Origin of the sequence: Peribacillus sp. NPDC097895 (assembly GCF_050277555.1) — a bacterium.
GTDB lineage: Bacteria > Bacillota > Bacilli > Bacillales > DSM-1321 > Peribacillus.
This window is the reverse complement of sequence record NZ_JBNNSH010000001.1, coordinates 204,007-224,955: the sequence shown is the minus strand read 5'-3', so window position 1 is coordinate 224,955 and position 20,949 is coordinate 204,007. Positions and strand designations below refer to the sequence as shown.

The 20,949-nt window shown below is 35.6% G+C and carries 18 protein-coding genes and 2 pseudogenes; 3 read left to right on the top strand and 17 right to left on the bottom strand.

From position 1 onward, the window contains the following. Nucleotide 1: 1 nt before the first annotated feature. The gene (locus ACQKMH_RS01010; protein ID WP_427585679.1) at nt 2–2,812 is read right to left on the bottom strand and encodes a DEAD/DEAH box helicase; all 2,811 of its coding nucleotides are present in this window, start codon (nt 2,810–2,812) and stop codon (nt 2–4) included. Nucleotides 2,813–3,194: 382 nt separating this feature from the next. Here ACQKMH_RS01010 and ACQKMH_RS01005 point away from each other — a divergent pair, with 382 nt between their 5' ends. Next, nucleotides 3,195–5,291, top strand: a complete 2,097-nt coding sequence (locus ACQKMH_RS01005) for a GmrSD restriction endonuclease domain-containing protein (RefSeq protein ID WP_427585678.1) — start codon at nt 3,195–3,197, stop codon at nt 5,289–5,291. A 206-nt stretch (nt 5,292–5,497) separates the two neighbouring features. On the opposite strand, the pseudogene ACQKMH_RS01000 reads toward ACQKMH_RS01005, so the two are convergent. From ACQKMH_RS01000 to ACQKMH_RS00955, 10 genes and pseudogenes are all read right to left on the bottom strand, one after another. After that, nucleotides 5,498–6,006 (bottom strand): annotated as a pseudogene (locus tag ACQKMH_RS01000) (ankyrin repeat domain-containing protein). Between the two features lie 175 nt (nt 6,007–6,181). Next, nucleotides 6,182–6,484, bottom strand: a complete 303-nt coding sequence (locus tag ACQKMH_RS00995; RefSeq protein ID WP_427585677.1) for a contact-dependent growth inhibition system immunity protein — start codon at nt 6,482–6,484, stop codon at nt 6,182–6,184. A gap of 109 nt (nt 6,485–6,593) precedes the next feature. Further along, nucleotides 6,594–6,938: pseudogene (locus ACQKMH_RS00990) on the bottom strand (tRNA-Val4). 325 nt (nt 6,939–7,263) lie between these two features. Then, nucleotides 7,264–7,620 (bottom strand): hypothetical protein, encoded by a 357-nt coding sequence (locus ACQKMH_RS00985; RefSeq protein ID WP_427585676.1) that lies wholly within the window; start codon nt 7,618–7,620, stop codon nt 7,264–7,266. A gap of 270 nt (nt 7,621–7,890) precedes the next feature. After that, complete coding sequence (locus ACQKMH_RS00980; protein ID WP_427585675.1) at nt 7,891–8,346, bottom strand: SMI1/KNR4 family protein; 456 nt, start codon at nt 8,344–8,346, stop codon at nt 7,891–7,893. A 12-nt stretch (nt 8,347–8,358) separates the two neighbouring features. Further along, on the bottom strand, nt 8,359–10,140 hold the full coding sequence (locus ACQKMH_RS00975; RefSeq protein WP_427585674.1) for a T7SS effector LXG polymorphic toxin: 1,782 nt from the start codon (nt 10,138–10,140) through the stop codon (nt 8,359–8,361). 322 nt (nt 10,141–10,462) lie between these two features. Further along, a complete protein-coding gene (locus tag ACQKMH_RS00970) occupies nt 10,463–11,290 on the bottom strand; it encodes a MetQ/NlpA family ABC transporter substrate-binding protein (RefSeq protein WP_427585673.1) in 828 nt (275 codons plus the stop codon). 18 nt (nt 11,291–11,308) lie between these two features. Next, on the bottom strand, nt 11,309–11,971 hold the full coding sequence (locus tag ACQKMH_RS00965) for a methionine ABC transporter permease (RefSeq protein WP_063235218.1): 663 nt from the start codon (nt 11,969–11,971) through the stop codon (nt 11,309–11,311). Beyond that, nucleotides 11,964–12,713 carry a methionine ABC transporter ATP-binding protein gene (locus ACQKMH_RS00960; RefSeq protein ID WP_427585672.1) on the bottom strand — a complete coding sequence of 250 codons (750 nt, stop codon included), beginning with the start codon at nt 12,711–12,713 and terminating at the stop codon, nt 11,964–11,966. Before ACQKMH_RS00960 ends, ACQKMH_RS00965 begins: the two co-directional genes overlap by 8 nt. A gap of 256 nt (nt 12,714–12,969) precedes the next feature. Continuing rightward, nucleotides 12,970–13,482, bottom strand: a complete 513-nt coding sequence (locus tag ACQKMH_RS00955; RefSeq protein ID WP_427585671.1) for a helix-turn-helix domain-containing protein — start codon at nt 13,480–13,482, stop codon at nt 12,970–12,972. A 172-nt stretch (nt 13,483–13,654) separates the two neighbouring features. Here ACQKMH_RS00955 and ACQKMH_RS00950 point away from each other — a divergent pair, with 172 nt between their 5' ends. Together ACQKMH_RS00950 and ACQKMH_RS00945 are read left to right on the top strand one after the other, a co-directional pair. Next, the gene (locus tag ACQKMH_RS00950) at nt 13,655–14,953 is read left to right on the top strand and encodes an MFS transporter (protein ID WP_427585670.1); all 1,299 of its coding nucleotides are present in this window, start codon (nt 13,655–13,657) and stop codon (nt 14,951–14,953) included. Nucleotides 14,954–14,987: 34 nt separating this feature from the next. Continuing rightward, nucleotides 14,988–15,971 carry an ornithine cyclodeaminase family protein gene (locus ACQKMH_RS00945; protein ID WP_427585669.1) on the top strand — a complete coding sequence of 328 codons (984 nt, stop codon included), beginning with the start codon at nt 14,988–14,990 and terminating at the stop codon, nt 15,969–15,971. A 213-nt stretch (nt 15,972–16,184) separates the two neighbouring features. Here the strand turns inward: ACQKMH_RS00945 and ACQKMH_RS00940 are convergent, their stop codons facing one another. The 6 genes from ACQKMH_RS00940 to ACQKMH_RS00915 form a co-directional block, all read right to left on the bottom strand. Continuing rightward, the gene (locus ACQKMH_RS00940; protein WP_427585668.1) at nt 16,185–16,511 is read right to left on the bottom strand and encodes a hypothetical protein; all 327 of its coding nucleotides are present in this window, start codon (nt 16,509–16,511) and stop codon (nt 16,185–16,187) included. A 207-nt stretch (nt 16,512–16,718) separates the two neighbouring features. Further along, complete coding sequence (locus tag ACQKMH_RS00935) at nt 16,719–17,396, bottom strand: cell surface protein (RefSeq protein WP_427585667.1); 678 nt, start codon at nt 17,394–17,396, stop codon at nt 16,719–16,721. 944 nt (nt 17,397–18,340) lie between these two features. Next, nucleotides 18,341–18,589, bottom strand: a complete 249-nt coding sequence (locus tag ACQKMH_RS00930) for a hypothetical protein (protein ID WP_427585666.1) — start codon at nt 18,587–18,589, stop codon at nt 18,341–18,343. Nucleotides 18,590–18,824: 235 nt separating this feature from the next. After that, entirely contained in the window at nt 18,825–19,634 is an 810-nt protein-coding gene (locus ACQKMH_RS00925) for a hypothetical protein (protein ID WP_427585665.1), read from the bottom strand. A gap of 36 nt (nt 19,635–19,670) precedes the next feature. Next, complete coding sequence (locus ACQKMH_RS00920) at nt 19,671–20,006, bottom strand: hypothetical protein (RefSeq protein WP_427585664.1); 336 nt, start codon at nt 20,004–20,006, stop codon at nt 19,671–19,673. 41 nt (nt 20,007–20,047) lie between these two features. Then, nucleotides 20,048–20,848 carry a hypothetical protein gene (locus ACQKMH_RS00915; protein WP_427585663.1) on the bottom strand — a complete coding sequence of 267 codons (801 nt, stop codon included), beginning with the start codon at nt 20,846–20,848 and terminating at the stop codon, nt 20,048–20,050. Nucleotides 20,849–20,949 lie beyond the last annotated feature (101 nt).

Below are 20,949 nucleotides of genomic sequence, written 5' to 3'. Positions count from 1 at the left end.
ACTATACTCTTTTAGTGAACTCAGTATATAAACTAGCCGGAACTTCATTCTCTAATTCCATTGTAACAGTAATTGGCTTTTCCCCTTCATATTCCACGGTGTTACCCTTCCCGATATAAATATACGGTTCTGTCTTTCCGTCTATTTCTTTATACTTTCTAATAAATAAATGTAAATGTATCCCTCTATCCTGATTGAAAACAATATTCTTTCCTCTCTCAGAACTTGGGGCAGTACTATTTGGAGTCTGCCATTGAAAAATGCGTTCGTTTATAAATTCATCGTGGTAATTAATGCTCTCTTTAATATCTTCTTCCTTGTGCAAATCAATAAATAAGAAGTAGTCATTTCCATTTGAAAGTAGACCAGAACCCCTAAAGGCACTGTGGCTTTTGCGATAATTTGATAGTAATGCAGCATCACCCATTTGATATTGCTCATAAAGCTTCAAATGTGGCACACCATAGTAGCCTTCTTTAAATTCCTTTTCATATCTAAAGATTCCATAAATAATAAGATCTTCTATATACGTTCTATATTCATCATTCTGTAGAACCTTTTGATAAGAAGATGTCTTGGTTAAATGATCATTTTCAAGAGCAAATAACTTTAAGTTCCTCTTTTTCTGACCAGGATCATAATAATCCTGATTTAGACACTGAAAGGCATGCAATACGCTATCTTCATCTACCTCTTTAACCAACTTTAATATCTCATGTTTTGCGGTTGCTAAAGAAATATCCTCATGATCCAAGAGATATTTAGCAATAGCAAATTCATACACTCGCTTTAAAGGTAGCTTACTCGATAATTCCCTTAATACTCCCTCAAAAGCCTCGTCTAGTAATAGCCTTTTCAAGTAATCCTCTTTTTCTACTTTTGCTACAAATTGCAAATATGTTTTTTCGCGATTAATAAACTTAATCGGATCTGGAGCTCCATCAAATTTCATATAATCCATTAATAATAAAGGAATTTTACCTTGATTCATTTTCTTAAATTCAAAGTACTCTTCCTTCAAATACTTCAAAGAATTAAAGTTTTCCTTATCAATCTGCGCCAATATCCGTTCTTCAGAGATTTTATCCATTTGAATATGTGTACAACCTGGAATATTTGCAAATCCAGTCGCAATAGCAACCTTCAAGCTCTCTTTATCATAATATCGACTACCATTCAAAGCGATAGCAATTAAGAACGTTTTACTATGATTCCCGATAAAATCAAGGACTGTTAGGAAACTCTTATCTTTATGTTTACGGAGTCCTCGTCCTAGCTGTTGAATAAAAACGATCGGAGAATTAGTAGGTCTTAACATTAAAACTGTATTTACAGAAGGAATATCAACACCCTCATTAAAAATATCAACGGTGAAAATAAATTCTAAATCATCATGGTCATCCTCTAACTTATTTATATAATGTGATCTCAGCTCAACTGAGTCATTTCCAGATAAACAGATACTTTGAATACCCCTACTATTAAATTCCTGTGCCATATATTGTGCATGTTCAACGGTTACGCAAAAACCAAGGCCTTTTCCTTTTTCACCGTCATGACCATAGAAATTCATATTCTTAATAATAAAGTCGACTCTCTCGTTAACCTTTAATCTCTTCGTTATCTCCGCTACATCGTCAATATCTACATCACTTAAATCAATTCCCTCAATGTCGGTAATACCAAAATAATGAAAGGGAATAACCAGTTCATCCTCTAAAGCCTCATGTAAACGAACCTCCAAAGCAACATTATTATCAAATAGGTCAAAGACATTTTGTTGATCGCTTCTCTCTGGAGTAGCTGTCATCCCTAATGTGAATTGTGGGTCGAAATATTCTAGCACTGCTTGATAACTAGGGCTTGTCGCATGGTGGGCCTCGTCAAAAATAATATAATCAAATTCGTCTCGTTTAAATTCCTCGTAACATTTAGATATCGTTTGAATGGTAGAAAAAATATAATCAGCATTTTTTTGCTTTTGATTCCCAGTCAGTAATCCAAATGTCAGTTTTTCATTAGGAAGGAGCTTTTCAAAGGTCTCTTTTGCTTTTTTTAATATTTCTTCTCTATGTACAATGAACAGTAATCTTTTAGGCTTGAATCCCTTTACGTCAAAAGCAGACATATACGTTTTACCTGTCCCTGTTGCTGCTATAACTAAAGCCTTCTTTTCCCCAAACGATCTAATTCTTTCAAGGTTTTCAACCGCACGTTTTTGCATGTTATTAGGAATGATATATTCAGAGCTTTCATAAATAAATTGATGCGTATTCGTATAGCCCTTTAATTTACTCAAAAACTCTTCATACTTACTAATAAAATTGTCATCCGCTACGACACTACTATTCCATAAGCCATCATATTCCTTTAAAACATCTTTCAGAAATTGAGCATCCTCTTTAGCAATAATCTCAACGTTCCACTCAATATTACTCTTAAGGGCACTTTGAGTAATATTAGAAGAACCAATAATTACCTTATAACTATCCTTAAATTCAAAAATATACGCTTTCGTATGAAAACCAATCGCCTTATCTGTCTCAAAAATCTTCAAATGAATATTACTAAACTCATTTATTTTCTTTAAAGCCTTCGCTTCAGTAAAATTCAGATAAGTAGAAGTAATAATCTTCCCCTTTACGCCCCTTTTTTCCGCGTTTTTGAAAGTATCCAACAACAGCTGAAGACCACTATAATTAATAAAGGCCACGCTGAAATAAAACTTTTCACATTCATTTATTGAAGAAATTAATTCATTTAATAAATTACCCTTGTCCGAATTGACAATTAGCTTTTTCTCGATGCTCATGATTTGCTCCTGACTGTGGTTATATAAGAGAATGTTTCAGCTATCTAAAGATACATTGAATAATTTATCGAACATTAGTGCTTAGATAATGATAGCATAGAATTTCATAAATATAGCTTACAAGGAAAGTTGCAATTAATTCTAAATAATGTTTAATAGGTGTTCAGTTTTCTCAGGAATAATTTCCTTTGCTCACCATCATTTATGATACGGTTCAACATATCACATCCGAAAGAATTACCTTCTCTGCTCTATAAATAATTATCAGCAATTTTAAGTACTAATATAAACGTTTTGACTCTACCATCATCCTGTATAATTAAACCCATTATCCATATTTCGTTATAATATATAGTATGAAAAGAAAATGGGAGGTACATTTATGAAAGCCACCGAGACAAACTTTTTACAATTTCTAAAAGGGCCAAAGCAATTTGTTATTCCGATTTATCAACGTACATATAGTTGGACAAAAAAACAATGTGCTCAGTTATGGGACGATATTGAACGAATCTCTGATGAAGTGAATCTATCAGCACATTTCTTAGGTTCAATTGTTTATGTTGAGAAAGGTTTATATCATGTAACTTCTGTGCCCCAACTTTTAGTAATAGATGGTCAGCAAAGATTAACAACCTTAAGTTTAATATTATCTGCGTTTTCTGAAGTAATTGAAGAACAGATTAAAACCTGCGAATCAATTACATCAAAGAAAGTTCGTAATTACTTCCTTTTTAACGCTGAAGAAGAAGATGACACCCAGTATAAACTATTGTTAACCCAAAAAGATCGTCAAACTTATATTGATTTACTTGAAAGAAATGCATTCGAGGATGATTATTCAAAAAGAATTGTAGAGAATCAGAAGTACTTCAAGGATAAGATAATGAAAAGTCAATTAACTTTGGATGAAATTTATCAAGCTCTTAATAAACTTATTGTTGTGGATATAGCTTTAGATCGTGATAAAGATAACCCCCAATTAATCTTTGAGAGTCTCAATTCTACAGGGCTTGATTTATCACAAGCTGATTTAATTCGCAACTATTTCCTGATGGGGTTACAGCCAAAAGATCAGGAATACCTATATAACAAATATTGGTATAAGCTTGAAATAAAGTTCGACAAACTACCTGATTCAAGCTATTTTGATCGCTTTATTAGGGATTATATTACGCTTAAAACAGGAGTAATCCCCAAAATTGGTTTTGTATACGAGGCATTTAAATCCTATGTAACTGAACACGCTCACCTATCAACTGAAGAAATAATTATCGATGTTTACTCATATGGGCAATATTATGTAAATCTTAATTTGCGTGATAAAGATCCTGTACTTGAAAATGTATTTCGTGATATACGTGGACTTAGAGTAGATACCGCAAATCCATTCTTAATGCAAGTTTACAATGACTATGTACAAAACATTATTAATAAAGACGAACTAATTACTGTTTTTAGATTAGTTGAAAGTTACGTTTTCAGACGCGCAATTTGCAGTATACCAACAAATTCGTTAAATAATACTTTCGCAGCTTTGTCAAAAGAGATTGATAAAACTGACTACTTAAATAGCTTAAAAGCTGCATTTATATTTAAGACATCCTATCGACGCTTTCCATCTGATGAGGAATTTCGTCGGGACCTATTAATTAAAGATCTATACAACTTCAGAAATCGGAATTATCTGTTACGAAAGCTGGAAAATCATAATAGAAAAGAAATTGTCAATGTTGAAAATTATACTATTGAACATATAATGCCACAAAACAAAAACCTTTCAGTTGAATGGCAAACAGCCTTAGGATCAGAGTGGGAAGCAATCCAACTTTCTTACCTTCATACTTTAGGCAATTTAACTTTAACTGGATATAATTCTGAATTAAGCGATCGAAGTTTTTCTGAAAAATTATCTCTTGTAGGTGGCTTCAAAGATAGCCCATTATGGTTAAATCGTAGTGTTTCCAAATTTACAACATGGAAAAAAGAATCGATTGAAGAAAGAGCAAATATCTTAGCCGAACGAGCAATTACTGTCTGGCAGTCTCCGACTCTTTCAGAAGATGTTTTAAAACGATTTAAGAAAAACGAAAATGAGTCAAAATCAAAAACAGATTATTCAATTGAACATCATGCCAATGCATTTAGTTCTGAAACCCATAAGTTATATGACTTATTAAAAACTCGCATCTTAAACATAGATAGTTCCGTACATGAGGAAGTAAAGAAATTTTATATCGCCTTTAAGTATGGGAATAGAAATTTCGTAGATTTATTACCAGCAAAACAAACTATAAAGATTTGGCTAAATTGTAAATTCGGTGAATTACATGATCCTGATCATCTTGGAAGAGATGTCACAGATATTGGCCACCGTGGAAATGGAGACATCGAAATTAGTTTAAAATCAGAGACAGATTTAGAACCTATTATGGACCTTATTCAGCAGTCATTTATATTAAACTCTGATTCAGAATGAATAAGGAATATATAAGCAAACTAAATTTGTAATCCTTACTCTAGTTTAAGTAGTTACTCTATTTATTAGTAAGAGACCCTTCTTCCGGAAGGGTCTTTAAATAGTAAAGAATAATTATCTTTACCAGCGATTAAGTCTTTATCACGATCGCTTTTTTTGGCATCAGCCAAATCATTTGTTCCTAATGAGACACATTCTCTTTATCCCTATTCCTTTTCATCCACCTTCTGCTTTAAATATTCAGCAATTTCCGTTTGTCCTCTTTCAATGGCAAATGCATAAGCATCCATATCTTTCATGTTGTCACCAGAGTATTTTATAGATATATCTATATTATAATTAACTAGCAATTTAACAATTTCAAAATGACCACCATATATTGCAGCAAACAGAGGATTCCTATCTGGTTCACTAGTATCAATCTCAACATTCTGGTTAATGAGATATTCGACAATATCTAAATGCCTTTGGTAGCTGCTCTTTCATGGGCATTTGTAGAAAAAGTTCCACCCTGTGCATTAGTATCTATCCCGGCATTAATAAGATATTCTATTATTTCTAAATGCCCATGAGCTGCTGCGATATGTAACCATGTACCAAAGGGAGTTACCCATGTTAACATTTCTGGTTCTTTCTCAAGTAAATCTCTTACCGTATCCAACTTGCTACTTTTGATGGCACATCTAATGTCTTTCGCAATTTGAGTTTTATCCATTTAGTTTCTCCTTTAGGTCTTCTATTGTTTCAATAATGTCATCAAGATCTGAATCTGACTTTGTTTCTTTCTTTCTTTCTTTCTTTCGGCCTTTAGGGAATAAAGATAGGTAGCCCCACACAAAAGAAAAACCTTGAAAGGCTTTTAACCAATCAAGGTTTTCTATTATATAATTCTATTTTGATTTAACAGCTTCTTTTATTTGTTCAATTACTTGATAGAGCCACTGAAGTGGTTCTAAACCAAGAGCGGGAAAGTACACACCATCTGCACAAGATTGAATGTATTCATTCTTTTCGATATCTGAATACTCACTTCCAATAAAATCTGTTAAAAAGACAATAGAAGATTCCAGATACTCTTTACTTTCCTCTGATAATAATTCTTCTAATGCCTCTTCTGGAGATTCAATATCCTGATGAAAAGTTCCAGCCAAGAACTGAAAAACTGGTTCTTCTAATTTGTTAGAAGATAACATAACATCACAACCTTTAGTATTAATTTGGATAACCTGTTTGAGAGGATATGGGATTACATAAAGGCATATTATTTTGGGTAGCCCTGTACTTTATCTAAATCTATAAAACTTAATTCATAGATTCTTTGTATCTTTCTAGAATTTTGTTTCTCCATATTAGCATAAGTTCTTTAAATTGTTCAGTTTCCATTTCGTTCTTATTTGGCTTATCGAAGATATAAAAGTGGTGAAGAACCGTTGTATCTTTTTTTATCAACACACTGGTAGCATTCACTTCTATTTCAAATTCATCGTATTCACCTTCCATTACTTTGTGAACAATATCAATATACTCATCCACTTCTGTTTAAAATACAATATCTTCAATGAAGTCTGAGAAAAGGTTAATTTCTTGTGAAAGGATGATTTTTAGATATCCTAATGGGTTTCTTTTAAATTCATATGAATATTTCATACGCTTTTATCCCCTTTTAGCTCATTTATATATAATGGATATGCCTTTTCTATTGATTCATCTTTATCTAAATACATTTCTACTTTAATACAAAGCATAAAATCATTATGCCATGATGGTACAACCTGTATGAACTTTGAGTTTCAGTCAAGCATCATTTATGTCATCCAAATATCTCATAAAAACAAAAAGCACCTGTTGCCTAAAAGGCAATCAAGTGCTTTAAAGTTTCACTCGCTTATGTTGCATTTCTAACACAAACCATTAACATATGATTTTTACAATAATGTTATTAAGACCAATTCATAGCATTAATCTTTTCAAATTAAACTTCGTCAGACAAAGCATCATTGTAATCCTGTAATTCTTCCATGATTTCTTTTAATCGGTCAATATTATTATTAAATTCGTCGTATGAAATTTCTAGATAATCGAAAATCCCTTCTCCATATTCATCACTGTCAAACATTTTTACTTCTGCACCTAACTTCATCAAATTATCAACTAATCCTTTTAAATTCTCCATATCATCAATATCATTAGCATCTGTTTCGGCAAAATAATCTTTGTTTTCAATTTTATTTTTTATGTCTGTAATTCTTAAATCAGTGTACTTTCTTAAGGGTACTACACATTTACTAAATGAACCATTAGTGCTTATTTTAATTGCCATCTTACTCATCTATTATTCTCCTTTATATTAAAATTCTAATTTGCCACTGCTTTAATAGTTTCCCCAGGATTTGTGACAAACCCCAAACTCCCGTCACAAAGTCTTTCCCTATACTAGCTGTTTTGTTCCTTTTTTCATTGTAAGATATGAGTGTACGATAAATCTAAATCAATAAAAAAATGGATAGTCCCTTTGATTTTCGTAAGGCTCTATCCACTTCTTCTTATATAAAGACATTTCTTACTTTCCAAGCATGATAATTAACTATTACACTAGCTTTTACCAATCTTCTTCATCTTCATCCCAGTTTTCTTTTGCCTCTTCAAGGCTTTCGATCAAATAATCTAGGAAATTATCAGCTACCTTTCGACCATAGCCTTCTTGATTATCCCACATAATAACTGGGCATTCACCATTCTTCATTTTATTAGTATCGAGGCAATAGGCAAATTCATCAACGTTTTCTATAACAACTATCCCATCAATTAATTTATAATATCTCTGATAATCATTAGTGGCATCTACTACTGCTGGACCATTTAAACCATAACCAATTATTTCTACACCAAAAATACCACCATAACCATAGTTTCTTAAAAACCATTTGTAGCTATCCGGAAGTGGGACTTGTAGTTTAATTTCAGTTTCTTTAACTTTTTCATCGCTTACTCCACCTGTAAAATAAGCATCTTGACGATTTTCCATAATAAATTCTTGTAACTCAGAATACTTCAACTTATTCACCTTCTAGTCTTGAATTTCGTATTGCTTACCTCTCCACTTCCAATACTTTCTATGGAATGCTTTATATTGACTTTCAAGCTCAGGAATATTTCTAAAACTTTCTCCATTATTTTTCAATCCATGTATTACTTTACTATATTGTTTATGTAGACTCTCTGGTATCTCTAACATAGTGCCAGGTTCTTCTTGAATTAAATGATGTAAATTAATTTTAGTTCCATCATTTGCATAAGGAGCACGACCACTCTTCATTCTTTGCAAATTGGTTTCATTTGTTATCGGATCTAATTTATTTATATCTAAATCCTTGATCTGATACACTCTTCTGTCTATATCTTTTATCTTACCTTTTGCTTTAACTTTCCCTTGTACTTCAACAGCATTATATTTTTCATTATTCAACCAAGGTAGGGATATATTTTTCCCTGTAAATGGTTTTCTTGTTGGATCTGAGACTTTTTGAGCCTTAGATATTAACTGTTCTTTTAACCCCGCACCATTAACCACATTATAAGGTACTCCACCTGCCAACGACAGTTGGTTTTTTGGATTGTATGGCAATAGGTTAGGGATAGAGGCCAGTTCTTTTGCCTTCGTAACGCCTTTAACTGCAGCCGCTTTTGTAGTTGCTACACCAGTCTTCGCTACAGCACCTGCGCCTTTTGTCCCCACTACTGATGTGACGACTGTTCCGAGGGCATAAGTTACCCAATGAGACCGCGAGTAGGCATCGCCATTTACCATATCTCTTTCATATGAATCCGAGATGGACTTGGATATATATTTATAGGTTTTTATCGGGTGCATGATCGAATTTGCTACACCTTCAACTGTTTCCCCGGGATCTGTGACAAAATCCCATACTCCTGTCACAAAGTCTTTACCTACATCATACAGGCCTACGCCGATTCCTTTTGCAATGTCTGCTGTTTGCTTGGATGCTTCTAGCTGCATGACATATTGCTGCTGGGTGGGTCCTAAGTTTTCATATCCGATCTTTTTGGCGATTTTGAGGAACTCATTCGGATCTGTGACATGATCGAGTTGTGCCTTCAATTCTTTGATCCGGCGATTCTCTGCTTCCTCTTCCTTAACCTTCAGATATTGCGCGGTCTCTTTTTTCCTAACTTCTAGGTTTTTATAGGCTTCACTATTTTTATAAGCTGTTGCATTAAAATAGAGCGGGGATACTACTCCTCCCCTTGTACTGGATACTTTCAATTGCTCCATGAGTGCCGTCACTGCCGCTTGGTCCGCTTCGGATTTAGCATATTCAGCCGTCCACTTATGATCGATCTCGTTTACTTTGTCTATCGTTTGGTTCCGTTTCCTTTCAGCTTTCTCCATATTCTCAAAGAACACATCATCGGAAAAGGGTTCTAACTGAATGATATCATCAATTCCAGCCAATATTTTTTTCAGATCATTTTTTTGGGCTGTGACCATTTCCTTGGAATTTCGACTGGCGTTATCCAGCTCTTCCTCTAAAAAAGGGACCGTAACCACGGTTTCACTCAGGTTAGCTTCGATTGTATCTCCTTGAATTCCACTTAAAAAGGCAACATGCCGATTAATCAGACGCAGCCAAGAATCCACAACATCGATCTGTGCTTTGTAAAACCCTTTAATGGCCTCTGCCCCTTGACCCTGCAGCTCATCATCCAAATGAACGATACTCTCAAATCCTTTTTTTAATTCAGTGAGCTGTTCTTTCAGATCCTTATATTGTCCGACACGCGTTTGCATGGCAGAAACTAGTGTTTGAGATTCGTAAATCATCGACATAATGGAAAGTCCTTTCAACTTCTTTTCTTATTCATTTATATGTAATATTTTTATTCACTGTAAAATTATGGACTAAATATATTTTAGAAGAGTTTCTATATTTATTCAAGAAATGAAGGCTCTTTTTACTAAACGGATTAATAATGAAGTAAATAGTTTTCAAAGAGAATAGGCTAATAGAATATTTCTTTAAGCTTTGTAATATTGAACAAAAGTGGGCTGTCCAGGAGCCAAAAAATTGGCAAGCTGGACAGTATTTTAAACTAATACGTAAATAAGGGCTATTCCTGTTGAAGGAATAGCCCTTTCTTTGTATTGAAAATTAAAATGCCGGTATGGCCGTTTCACTATATTTCTCTTCTAAAAATTTGCGTACCTCTGGGCTTGTCATAGCCTTTGCCAACTTTTGGACTGGCTCAGAATCCACGTTATCCTTGCGTGCCACTAATGTAATCGCAAAGTCATTTTCAACACCTTCTGTGAGAAGAGCGTCATTTTTTGGTGTCAATCCAAGCGGTGCAGCGTAAGCAGGTGTTATCACGATCGCATCTGCTTCATCATACGTTCTCGCTAGCATTAATAAATCGACTTCTTTAAACTTATAGTTTTTAGGGTTCTCAGTAATATCAGACATTGTATAGTATGGACCCTTTTTTTCCTTTAAAGTAATAACTTTATGCTGTGCCAGCAATGCCAATGAACGATCGATATTCGACACATCATTTGCAATGGCAATAACGGCACCCTCTGGCAATTTATCCATTGAATCGTATTCTTTGGAATACACGCCATAATTGGCAAAATAAATGGGTTTCACTGGTACAAGCTCGGCATTTTTGTTTCGATTGAATTCCTCCATATATGGAACGTGTTGGAAGAAGTTCACATCCACTTCTTCTGCCGCTAGTGCGGTGTTAGGCTGCACATTATCACCTAATACAACCATTTCCAGGTTAATGCCCTCCTCTGCCAGCTTTGGTTTAACAAGCTCAAGAATTTCCGTCATTGGGGGAATGAGTGAGGCCACTTTCAATGTTACCTCTTCCTTCTCCTGATTCTGCGCATTTTCTTTCTCTTTTACTTCATTCGCCTTTCCACATCCTACTAAAAGTAGCATAATTGCTGTCATGAGAAAGAGTATTTTTTTCATGATGTTTCCCTCCATTATTTATCTTTTATCAATCATTCTGGCTACAGCTGTTCCAATAAATTGGATAAGCTGTACTAGAATAATCATAATGATAATCATATAAATCATTAGCTCTGTTTTAAACTGCTGATAGCCATACCTGATGGCAAAATCGCCGATACCGCCGCCTCCGACCACTCCCATGATCGTTGAATAGGAAATAAAGCTGATAATCGATGTTGTTAGTCCGAGGACAAGCCCTGAACGAGCCTCCACGTAAAGAAATTTAAATATGACATCCTTAACGGAAGCCCCCATGGAAATGGCTGCCTCGATTACACCCTTTGGCACATCCAATAAAGATTGCTCGACCAATCGCGAATAATGGGCAATGGCAATGATTGCTAATGGGACGCAAGCAGATGCTGTACCAATGGCTGTGCCGATTATGAGCCTTGTAAACGGGATTAAAAAAACAACCAATAACAAAAATGGGAATGAACGGATGATATTGACAAGTAAATTTAATATCGAGAAAGCCCACGGATTTTCAAGCAAATGACCCTTCCTACAAAGAAATAGCAAGGTCCCGACAGGCAATCCAATCAAAATCGCAGCTAAAATGGACACACCAACCATGGTAATGGTTTCTCCAATTGACTGCCAAATTTCTGCCTCATATTGAACTAAAATCTCAGGCATGACCTAGCCCACCATTCTCTGCTAATTGTTCGATAAAGTATTCTGGACGATTATCCCTTTTTTGAATCCCGGTTGGTTCGATTAAGACAGTGTTATAAATCTCTCCATCTGCCATGATCGTAACACGATTGCATATACTTTTAATGACATCCAGCTCATGACTAACAATGACAATCGTCACACCGAAGCGTTTGTTTATGTTCTCTAGCACGTCTAATATTTCAGCCGTTGTATTTGGATCAAGGGAAGAGGTCGGTTCATCACATAACAACACTTGCGGGTTATTCGCCAATGCCCTTGCAATGGCAACACGCTGCTTTTGTCCCCCACTTAATTGTGCAGGATATCTCTCCATCTCACCCTCCAATCCGACAAATTGAAGACACTCTACAACACGGTTCCGACGTTCTTTCTTTGGGTAATTTGCCAGCTCTAAAGAGGCTGCCACATTGTCATAAACCGTTTTATTTGCCACAAGATTAAAATGCTGAAAAATCATGCCAATCGACTTCCGTGCCCCTCGGAGTGCTTTATTGTTCAATGTTGTCAGTCTTTGGCCGTTTACCTCCACTTCGCCCGCATCTGGTACCTCTAACAAATTCATTAGCCGCAGCAACGTTGATTTCCCTGCTCCACTTGCTCCGATTATTCCATGAATTTCACCTTTAGGTATTGTTAAAGTAACAGACTTAATGGCCTGAAACTGTGAAAATTTTTTACTCACTTGATGCAGGTTAATCATAAAATCCCACTTTCTATTTGTTGAAAGATAAGCATACCGCTCCTCATTATCGTTTCATCAAAGAAACACAGCTGATAAATCATTTTATCAACTAATGAGGACCTAATGCAAAGACACAAATTAACAGTTAGAAAGGATAGATGAACAGTGAGGAATCCCTGTTTACATCTATCCTTTTGTACGACATATGACCTCATTTACAACAACAACCAACTATTTCGTTAACTGGATACTTTCATTCCAGAACACCGTGACGTTATTTCGACGACACCACCAAAAACCGGACAATTTGATCTGAGAAGTTAAACCAGTAATGGGCTTTTCTAGCATCGAACATGAACGACTGCTGTTCATGGAGTTCTGTTCTCTCCCCCTCTATTTCCACGGTTAACTTCCCTTCGATAATGAATAAGAATTCATGTCCGCTATGGGAAAAAGCGCTTCCCTTATTTTCCCCTGGCTTTAAGGTGACTAGAATAGGCGAAAAAACTGCATCACGTATGCCGCTGGATAAATTCTGATAATGAAATTGTTCATGTTTATAATCTGAATTTTCTTCGGAGCGGTCTTCAGAAAAAAAGAAACTTGGGTTGACATCTAATGTATCAGCGATTTTTTTTAATGACTCTAAAGTGACGCTTGATTTACCCCGTTCTACTTGTGATAAAAAGCTGATCGAAACGCCTGTTTGTTCAGCAAGGCTCTTTAATGTTAGTTTTCGCTCTTTCCTCAATGATTTCATTTTATTTCCGATTGAATCAAAAGGCATAGGGATGCCCCCTTTTTTACATAGTATCTAGCTTCATTATACATGACAAATTTTGATGAATGTTCCGTCATTAATAACTTATGAAAAATTATTGACAGAAAATTTTTAATTATTTAAAATAAAGAAAATAACAAATTGAAGTGACACTTCAATTTTAAAGAGGTGACTCAAGATGGAGAAGAAACAAATGCGACGAATTTTAATCGCAAGTTTAGTCGGAAGTTCGATTGAGTGGTTTGACTATTTTTTATATGGGACCGTTTCAGCTCTCGTGTTTAACCAGCTATTCTTCGTGAATGAGGATCCGACAATAGGGCTGTTGCTTTCCTATGCATCCTTTGCGTTAGCATTCTTCATCCGCCCCTTTGGCGGAGTGATTTTCAGCCATATTGGCGATCGTATCGGGAGAAAGAAAACACTTGTTTTAACACTTAGTTTAATGGGTGTCGCTACCTTTGGGATGGGGCTTCTTCCTACGTATCAAGCCGTTGGGATTTGGGCGCCGATTTTATTAATCACCTTACGCTTAGTACAAGGTCTGGGAATTGGCGGTGAATGGGGAGGCGCGCTTTTATTGGCCGTTGAATATGCTCCCGCTGAGAAACGGGGCTTGTTCGGAGCTATTCCTCAGATGGGTGTTACGATAGGAATGCTGCTTGGAACCATTGCCTTATCTATTATGACACTGCTCCCTGAAAGCGCATTCATGACTTGGGGTTGGCGTTTACCATTCATTTTTAGTGCTCTGCTTGTATTTTTTGGCCTATGGATTCGTAAAGGAATTGATGAAACACCGTCTTTCAAAAAAGTAAAGGAATCCGGAGAAGTTCCAAAGCTGCCGATTGTAGAAACTCTTAAGAATTATTGGCGTGAAGTCCTTATCGCCGTGGGAGCCAAAGTGGTAGAAACAGCTCCATTTTATATTTTTAGCACGTTTGTCGTATCATATGCTACTGCAAATCTCGGTTTCTCCCGGACAGCTACATTAACTGCAGTCATGATTGCGACCATTATAACGACGATTTTAATACCTATCATGGGGAATTTATCCGATACAATTGGCCGCAAAAAGCTGTTTATAGGCGGAACGATTGGGATGGCACTGTTTGCATTCCCATACTTCTGGTTGCTGCAGCAAAAATCGGTACTGCTATTAATCGTTGCAACAGTGATAGGTTTAGGGGTTATTTGGGCCCCCATCACAGCTGTTCTTGGAACGATGTTCTCGGAAATTTTCGATGCAAAGATCCGTTATACCGGCATCACGCTTGGATATCAAATCGGAGCAGCTCTGGCAGGAGGAACAGCGCCGCTAGTTGCAACGGCTCTACTTAATAGATTTAATAACTCCTATGTTCCTGTCGCCATTTATATTATTTTTGCATCTGTCCTGTCACTAGCAGCGATTTGGGCAGTTAAGGATCGCAGTAATCAGAAATTAGACGAAACCCATAATAATAGAGCCATGTAATCCATGGTTCTTTTACTTCAAGGAGGACAATTGAATGTTGGTTATAAGCGAGAAGGTAATTCAACAATCCTATGGAATGAAAGACGCAATAGCGGATGTAAAGGCCGTATTGCATGCACATGGTGCTCGAAAAATAGACAACCCTCATCGCACGGTTCTTGCTTTCCCTCAACACGAGGCATCGGCACTTTACATGCCAAGCGCTGATTTATCTGAAGAAGTTGCAGCGGTCAAAGTCGTTACCATTTTCCCGAAGAATCCTTCAAGGGGGATGGCAACAACACAAGGGGTCATCATGCTGTCAGATGCAGAAAATGGCGAACATTTAGCATTGTTGAATGCCTCCTATTTAACACGTCTCAGAACGGGGGCATTGAGCGGCATCGCCACAGACTTTCTTGCTCGTAAAGACGCCCGGGTTCTCACGATTATTGGAACAGGAGCTATGGGATTTGAACAAGCAATCGGTGTGTTAGCCGTAAGGGACATTGAACGTATTTTATTAGTCAATCGCACACGAGAAAAAGCGGAGAAATTCGGTGAAAAGCTGCGGGCATTCGGAGTAACCGTTCCTTTTGAGGTTTACGAAGATGTTTCAGCAGCAGTTCGTCAAGCAGATATTATTTGCTGTGCAACCCGCTCGAACGAGCCTGTATTTAATGGGCAGGATGTAAAGCCGGGCACACACATTAACGGGGTCGGGTCTTATTTGCCGGATATGAAAGAAGTGGATAATACTACGGTTTCACGCGCTGCTAAAATTATCGTCGACGATTTGGCGGGCGTGAAGGATGAAGCAGGAGAACTCATTTCTGCAGCCAATCAGGGAAATTGGTCGTTTAATGATATTCACGGCGAGCTCTATGAACTTGTAACGCTGACAAAAACAGGCAGGGATAATGAAGAGGAAATTACCTTCTTTAAATCAGTCGGTGCTGCTTACTTTGACCTCGCTGTAGCAAAAGGCGTTTACTGCCAATCAAAAGAACGGAACATCGGGATGGAGATTGAGGTATAACAGGAGCCCCTACATTTTGCTATCGCTGAATGTAATAACAACCCGATTTGTTTGACTTAGCTTGCAGTAACATTTCATCTTTTAAAAAAGAGACCCTTCTTTCGGAAGGGTCTTTGAATAATCCTTATCTTTCACAAGCGATCAAGTCTTTATCACCGTCGCTTATTTTATTGGCATCATATAGTGCAAAAAGCTTTGATTTATCCACCTGAATTATTCGCCTTTTTTTCCAAGAGCCACCGCCAAAGTAAGGGATATATAAGGATAAGTTAATAAATTAAGCTCTAAAAAACCCATACTTCCAAAAAGAAACATGTCTGGAGCGTGTCCGTCTGAATAATATCCTTTACCGGTCATATACAATCCAACAAGGAGATACGTTATTATAGATATTCCGAACAAAAAATAACCTATGTTATTAAACTTAATCTTTGTAAAACTATATACTAAAGCACCTAAATATAATATTCCAAGCAGCAGCAATAAAATCGGTATGTAAAATGGCTCATAAAAATAGTCACTCATACTTTTAATTAGCATCTTAACCCCCCTTCTAAAAATAGCTTATTCTGGATTACAGATATTAATATAAGCACCCGCCAATGTTTTATCTGGTGGCCACGGTTCTAAATTCCATGAACTTTTATAAAAAGTAAGTGAATTAGCTGCATGACATCATCAGCATTCAATTTTAAACATACTCAGTAAACACATAAACTACCTATCACCATCGCCAGTTTTTTCATTTTATTGCTCATCATCAAATTCAGATTCTGAACGGTCTCTATCAGTAGGTATTTCATTTTCATATGCATTTTCATACTCAGAAACTACCTCTGTGGCTTCCTCGTTCAAAGAAACTTTACCTTTTTCCATTTTTTCACTAGTCACATCTTGCTTAATACCTTCAACGTATTCATTCGAATTTGGACCAGATACTAATAAAGAACCATCATCTTGTGCATACGCTAAAAACACATATGATTTTCCTTCTTCCGGTAATGTATCATCTTCATACAAAATAACAGAAGAGCCATCTTCATTTATCCCTCCTGCCTTTTGAATAGGTATGGAAGTATCTGTAACTAGATCACCCTTTATATTTTGCAGGACAGTAACTTGGTAATTTGTATACGGTGTTGAAACCTCTTTAGCACCGTCACTAGTTTCAATTGTTACAGGATCTTTGTATAGAGTGTCAACATCTTCATCGACTCGGCCTATAAAAACGTAATCTGCATCACCTACAGTTTCATTTGGATCATCCACATCTACAGCAAAAGTACCAACCATTTGAATTACCTTTAGATTTTTTTTATCCTCCGAATTTACATCTTTCTTGGAAATAGAACAATCTGAAACTATCAAAGAAAGACTAACTATAAATAATAGTGAAGCAAGTAACCGAACTTTTTTCTCACCCATTTTTTCACCTCTCTTTCTTCCTGTTAGTATTTCTTATAAGCAGCGGTATAAGACGCTTTATCATAATGCTATACTAACCAAATATCCCAAAATTGAATTCAGGATTTTCATATATGGAATATTTAATAATATTAATTAAACCAAATACTCATGTGATATCAGATGCATTGAAGAAAAAACCTATGATTACTATTTTTTATATAATCAATTTAGCCACGATCAATTACCTTTAAGATTGGTAAAAGTTATTAATTCAAAATCACTCATTTTTTATTGATTTTTGAACGAATAAGTATAGATATGGCACAAGAACCATAGAGAAATAAAGCTATGAAAAGTATAGGTGCTAATATTGATGATATTTGTTCTTTTGGGACAGCCCAAAGTAATAGAACTGAAAAGGTTATTGTTCCACTTAATCCCATGAATATCGCATAAAATAATAATCCAAAATTTAAAGCCTTCTTAAAACTCTCTTTATTTCTAGACATCAAAATCAAAATTCACCACCTAATTTTTATTTTGTTTTAACCACTGTTTTTCCGAGTTCGTCAAATGCTCCTAGAGATGACTGTGCAGCAAGAACCGCCATCCCCTTATTTCAATGTTCACCCGAATAATCAATCCAACCAATCATTAAAGAAATCATTGTATGTGTCCCTTTTATGTATAGATGCCCCTATATCAAGGAATTAACTATATTTTAGAATATTACTATAATTGTTAATATTATTATCCAAGGACGATAGTATATGTCGACAGGAGGTTATGGAGATTAGGGGGTATTTTCCACCGGCTTCTATGACGCTTTTGGAAAGGCCGTCAAATACGGATATGTGGTTTACGTTACCGGGGATTTAGAAGTTGTAATAGCTAGTGATGAAGATATCGAGAAGGCAAAGCAATTTATTTATATGATTATGACGCAAGTTAACGGGCAAGCATTACGCAAGCCCGTTTATTTTTATGAGGTACCGCTTTAACAGACTGTTAGCATTACATATCCCACCTGTAACACCGGTTTCTTCACCTGTAATGGCTGCTGAACCTTCTGAAGCTAAGAATACTGATGTTGAACCATTTTTTGATGATTCAAGTGAACGTTCGATCCATAGTTGTTTAACCTGAGAACATTTTGTTAACTGAGATTCCCAACGTACGTTTTTAAGACTGTTTTTACTTTCATTTTTCAATGTACTTTCAACTCATTTAAGCATACACAAAAGCCTTTTTAATAAGGACTTAAAGCAATTTCGATTTCAATAGATTTCATTTAAGCGCATCAAAAGGTATTCAAAAATCATAATATACTGGCGGGCAATATGAATAAAAATAGGCTCCCTTTGGATTTTTCACTTCATTAGAAAATCCTCATCAATGTTAAATCCGATAAAAGAGTTATATCTTTTAACTTTGAAACGATCATTCTTACTGATTCTGTACTTGAAAGTCTACCCAATCACCAATTCCAGTTAAAATTGTTTCCCATTCTTCATTATCTGCTAAATGGATATGTATAGGAGTTTTCGGATCTTCTGTATATTCGGAAATCCATACACCGCGTTTAGATGGGAGGAAGAAAAGAATATTTTCTAAAAACATTTCATCTTCTAAAGAAACGATACTGAAATTTGAAATGTTAAATAATTTCCAATCAAACGCACGTAAATCTTCTATAAATAGATAGAAACTATCTTCTTCTTTTTGCGTAAACATTGAGTTATTACGAACTTTCTCAATTTTTTTCGGATTGCTAAGCCAATCAAATGCTTTATCAGTTAAGGAGAAGGTTTGCTTACCACCATATTGCTCAAATAAAATACCATAATATTCTCTTATTATATTTTTTATTTGAGCATTCGGGATAACTGCAAATTCATGAATAATATCCCGATCAATTAAATGGAACAACCAATTATCACCTTCGTAATGATGTAACATTAATACGGATTTTTGAGGTGCATTTGAGCAACGAATCATACGTCTTGACTCCACGTACTTCTTAATAAACTGAGTTGTTTCCTCTGTTAAAGGAGTTTCGTCCTTATATTCTTTTTCTTGATCCCACATTTGTTTCATAATGAGCTGATGAACAGTTGCTTCCATGATTCCAATCCATTCTTTTTCGGATTTACTCCCGACGGATGCCTCAGCAATACCCTTTGCGATGTTATGATGTCCAGCGACACTGACCATCAACGCGAGTTCTTCAGTTGTGCAGGTTAGTAAGTGGTTCATTTTTTTTCAAATCCTTACATTTTATATTTAATAAAATTAATTAAAAATTAGATCCAATGGTACAGTAATGAGATTGTAGATAATTATGGAAACAATACCAATTAAAATCAATGCAATTAACATATAAAGTTTTCTAGTGAACCAATTATATTTACTAAACCTATTATTAAAATAAAAACCTGTACCAAGAATAAGCCTCATTATGAAATTTGGAACCTTATCAAATACAGATTTTGGATTATCAAAAGTTCCTAACTTGTAGAAATCGACCATTGCCCATTCTGCTATAAGAAAAAGCATTATTGAAACCCATTGAAGAGCTAAAAATGCACCTAATGACAGTTTAAAAACTTCTAAAATCACCGCAATCATTTCTTTTACCCCTTTAATAACAAAAAATCAATAATATTATATTAATTATACCAACTACTAATAGATTTTTTTAATTTACCTCCTGCTTCTGTAATAGCTGATCCAATTTTCCTTGTAGTTTTATCAACTTCTTTTCCAACTTTTCCACCGAAGTCTTTGGCTATGTCTCCAACTTTAGAACTTGCAATTCCCCCAGCAAGAGCACCAACGGAACCACCTACAATTATACCTACAGGGCCTCCGACACTTCCGATTGTTGCGCCTATTTTAGCACCAGCAGCTATAGTTAACATATCAGCCGCAAAACCGCCAGTAAACCTTCCTATCTTTTCAGCAGTTGATTTATTCTTATTTTCAGTTGTAAAGAGCTCCCCAAAATTTGCTACTACTGATATACCTGTACCTACCCCAGGTATTCTCATACCAACCTTTGCAAGACCACTTTTTGTAATTGTCTTACCTATTACTTCCTTTGTACCTGTTGACATCCTTGCTTGATTTCCCTTCATAAATTCCATTCCAGATACTCGATCAAAATTCTTCGGGAATCCAGCCAAATGTTTATAAAGATGTGCAGGACTTTGATAAGATTTTATAGAACTCTGTAAAGTTCTCATCACTGGGTTAGTAAGAATAGGTGATCTTGCAAAATTAAGTAACCACTTTACGAGCTTATCACTATGTTTCCCTTTACTTGTCCAAGAAGGGTCTGTTTTTACTGTGAATTCATATTTACCCTTTATTTTTTGCCAAAGTGATGGTGTTTTCCCAAAATAATGAACTTGTAGTTTTCTAGTTGAAGCTGCTTGATACCCAGCTAAAATAGTATCTCCCTTACTCATTTGCTGATTAATAGGGTCAAAGGGAGAGGTAAACACATTTCACGACAAATAAAAAGAATCCATCTTGAAAAAATTGATCAAGTTGGATTCTTATCGAGCAG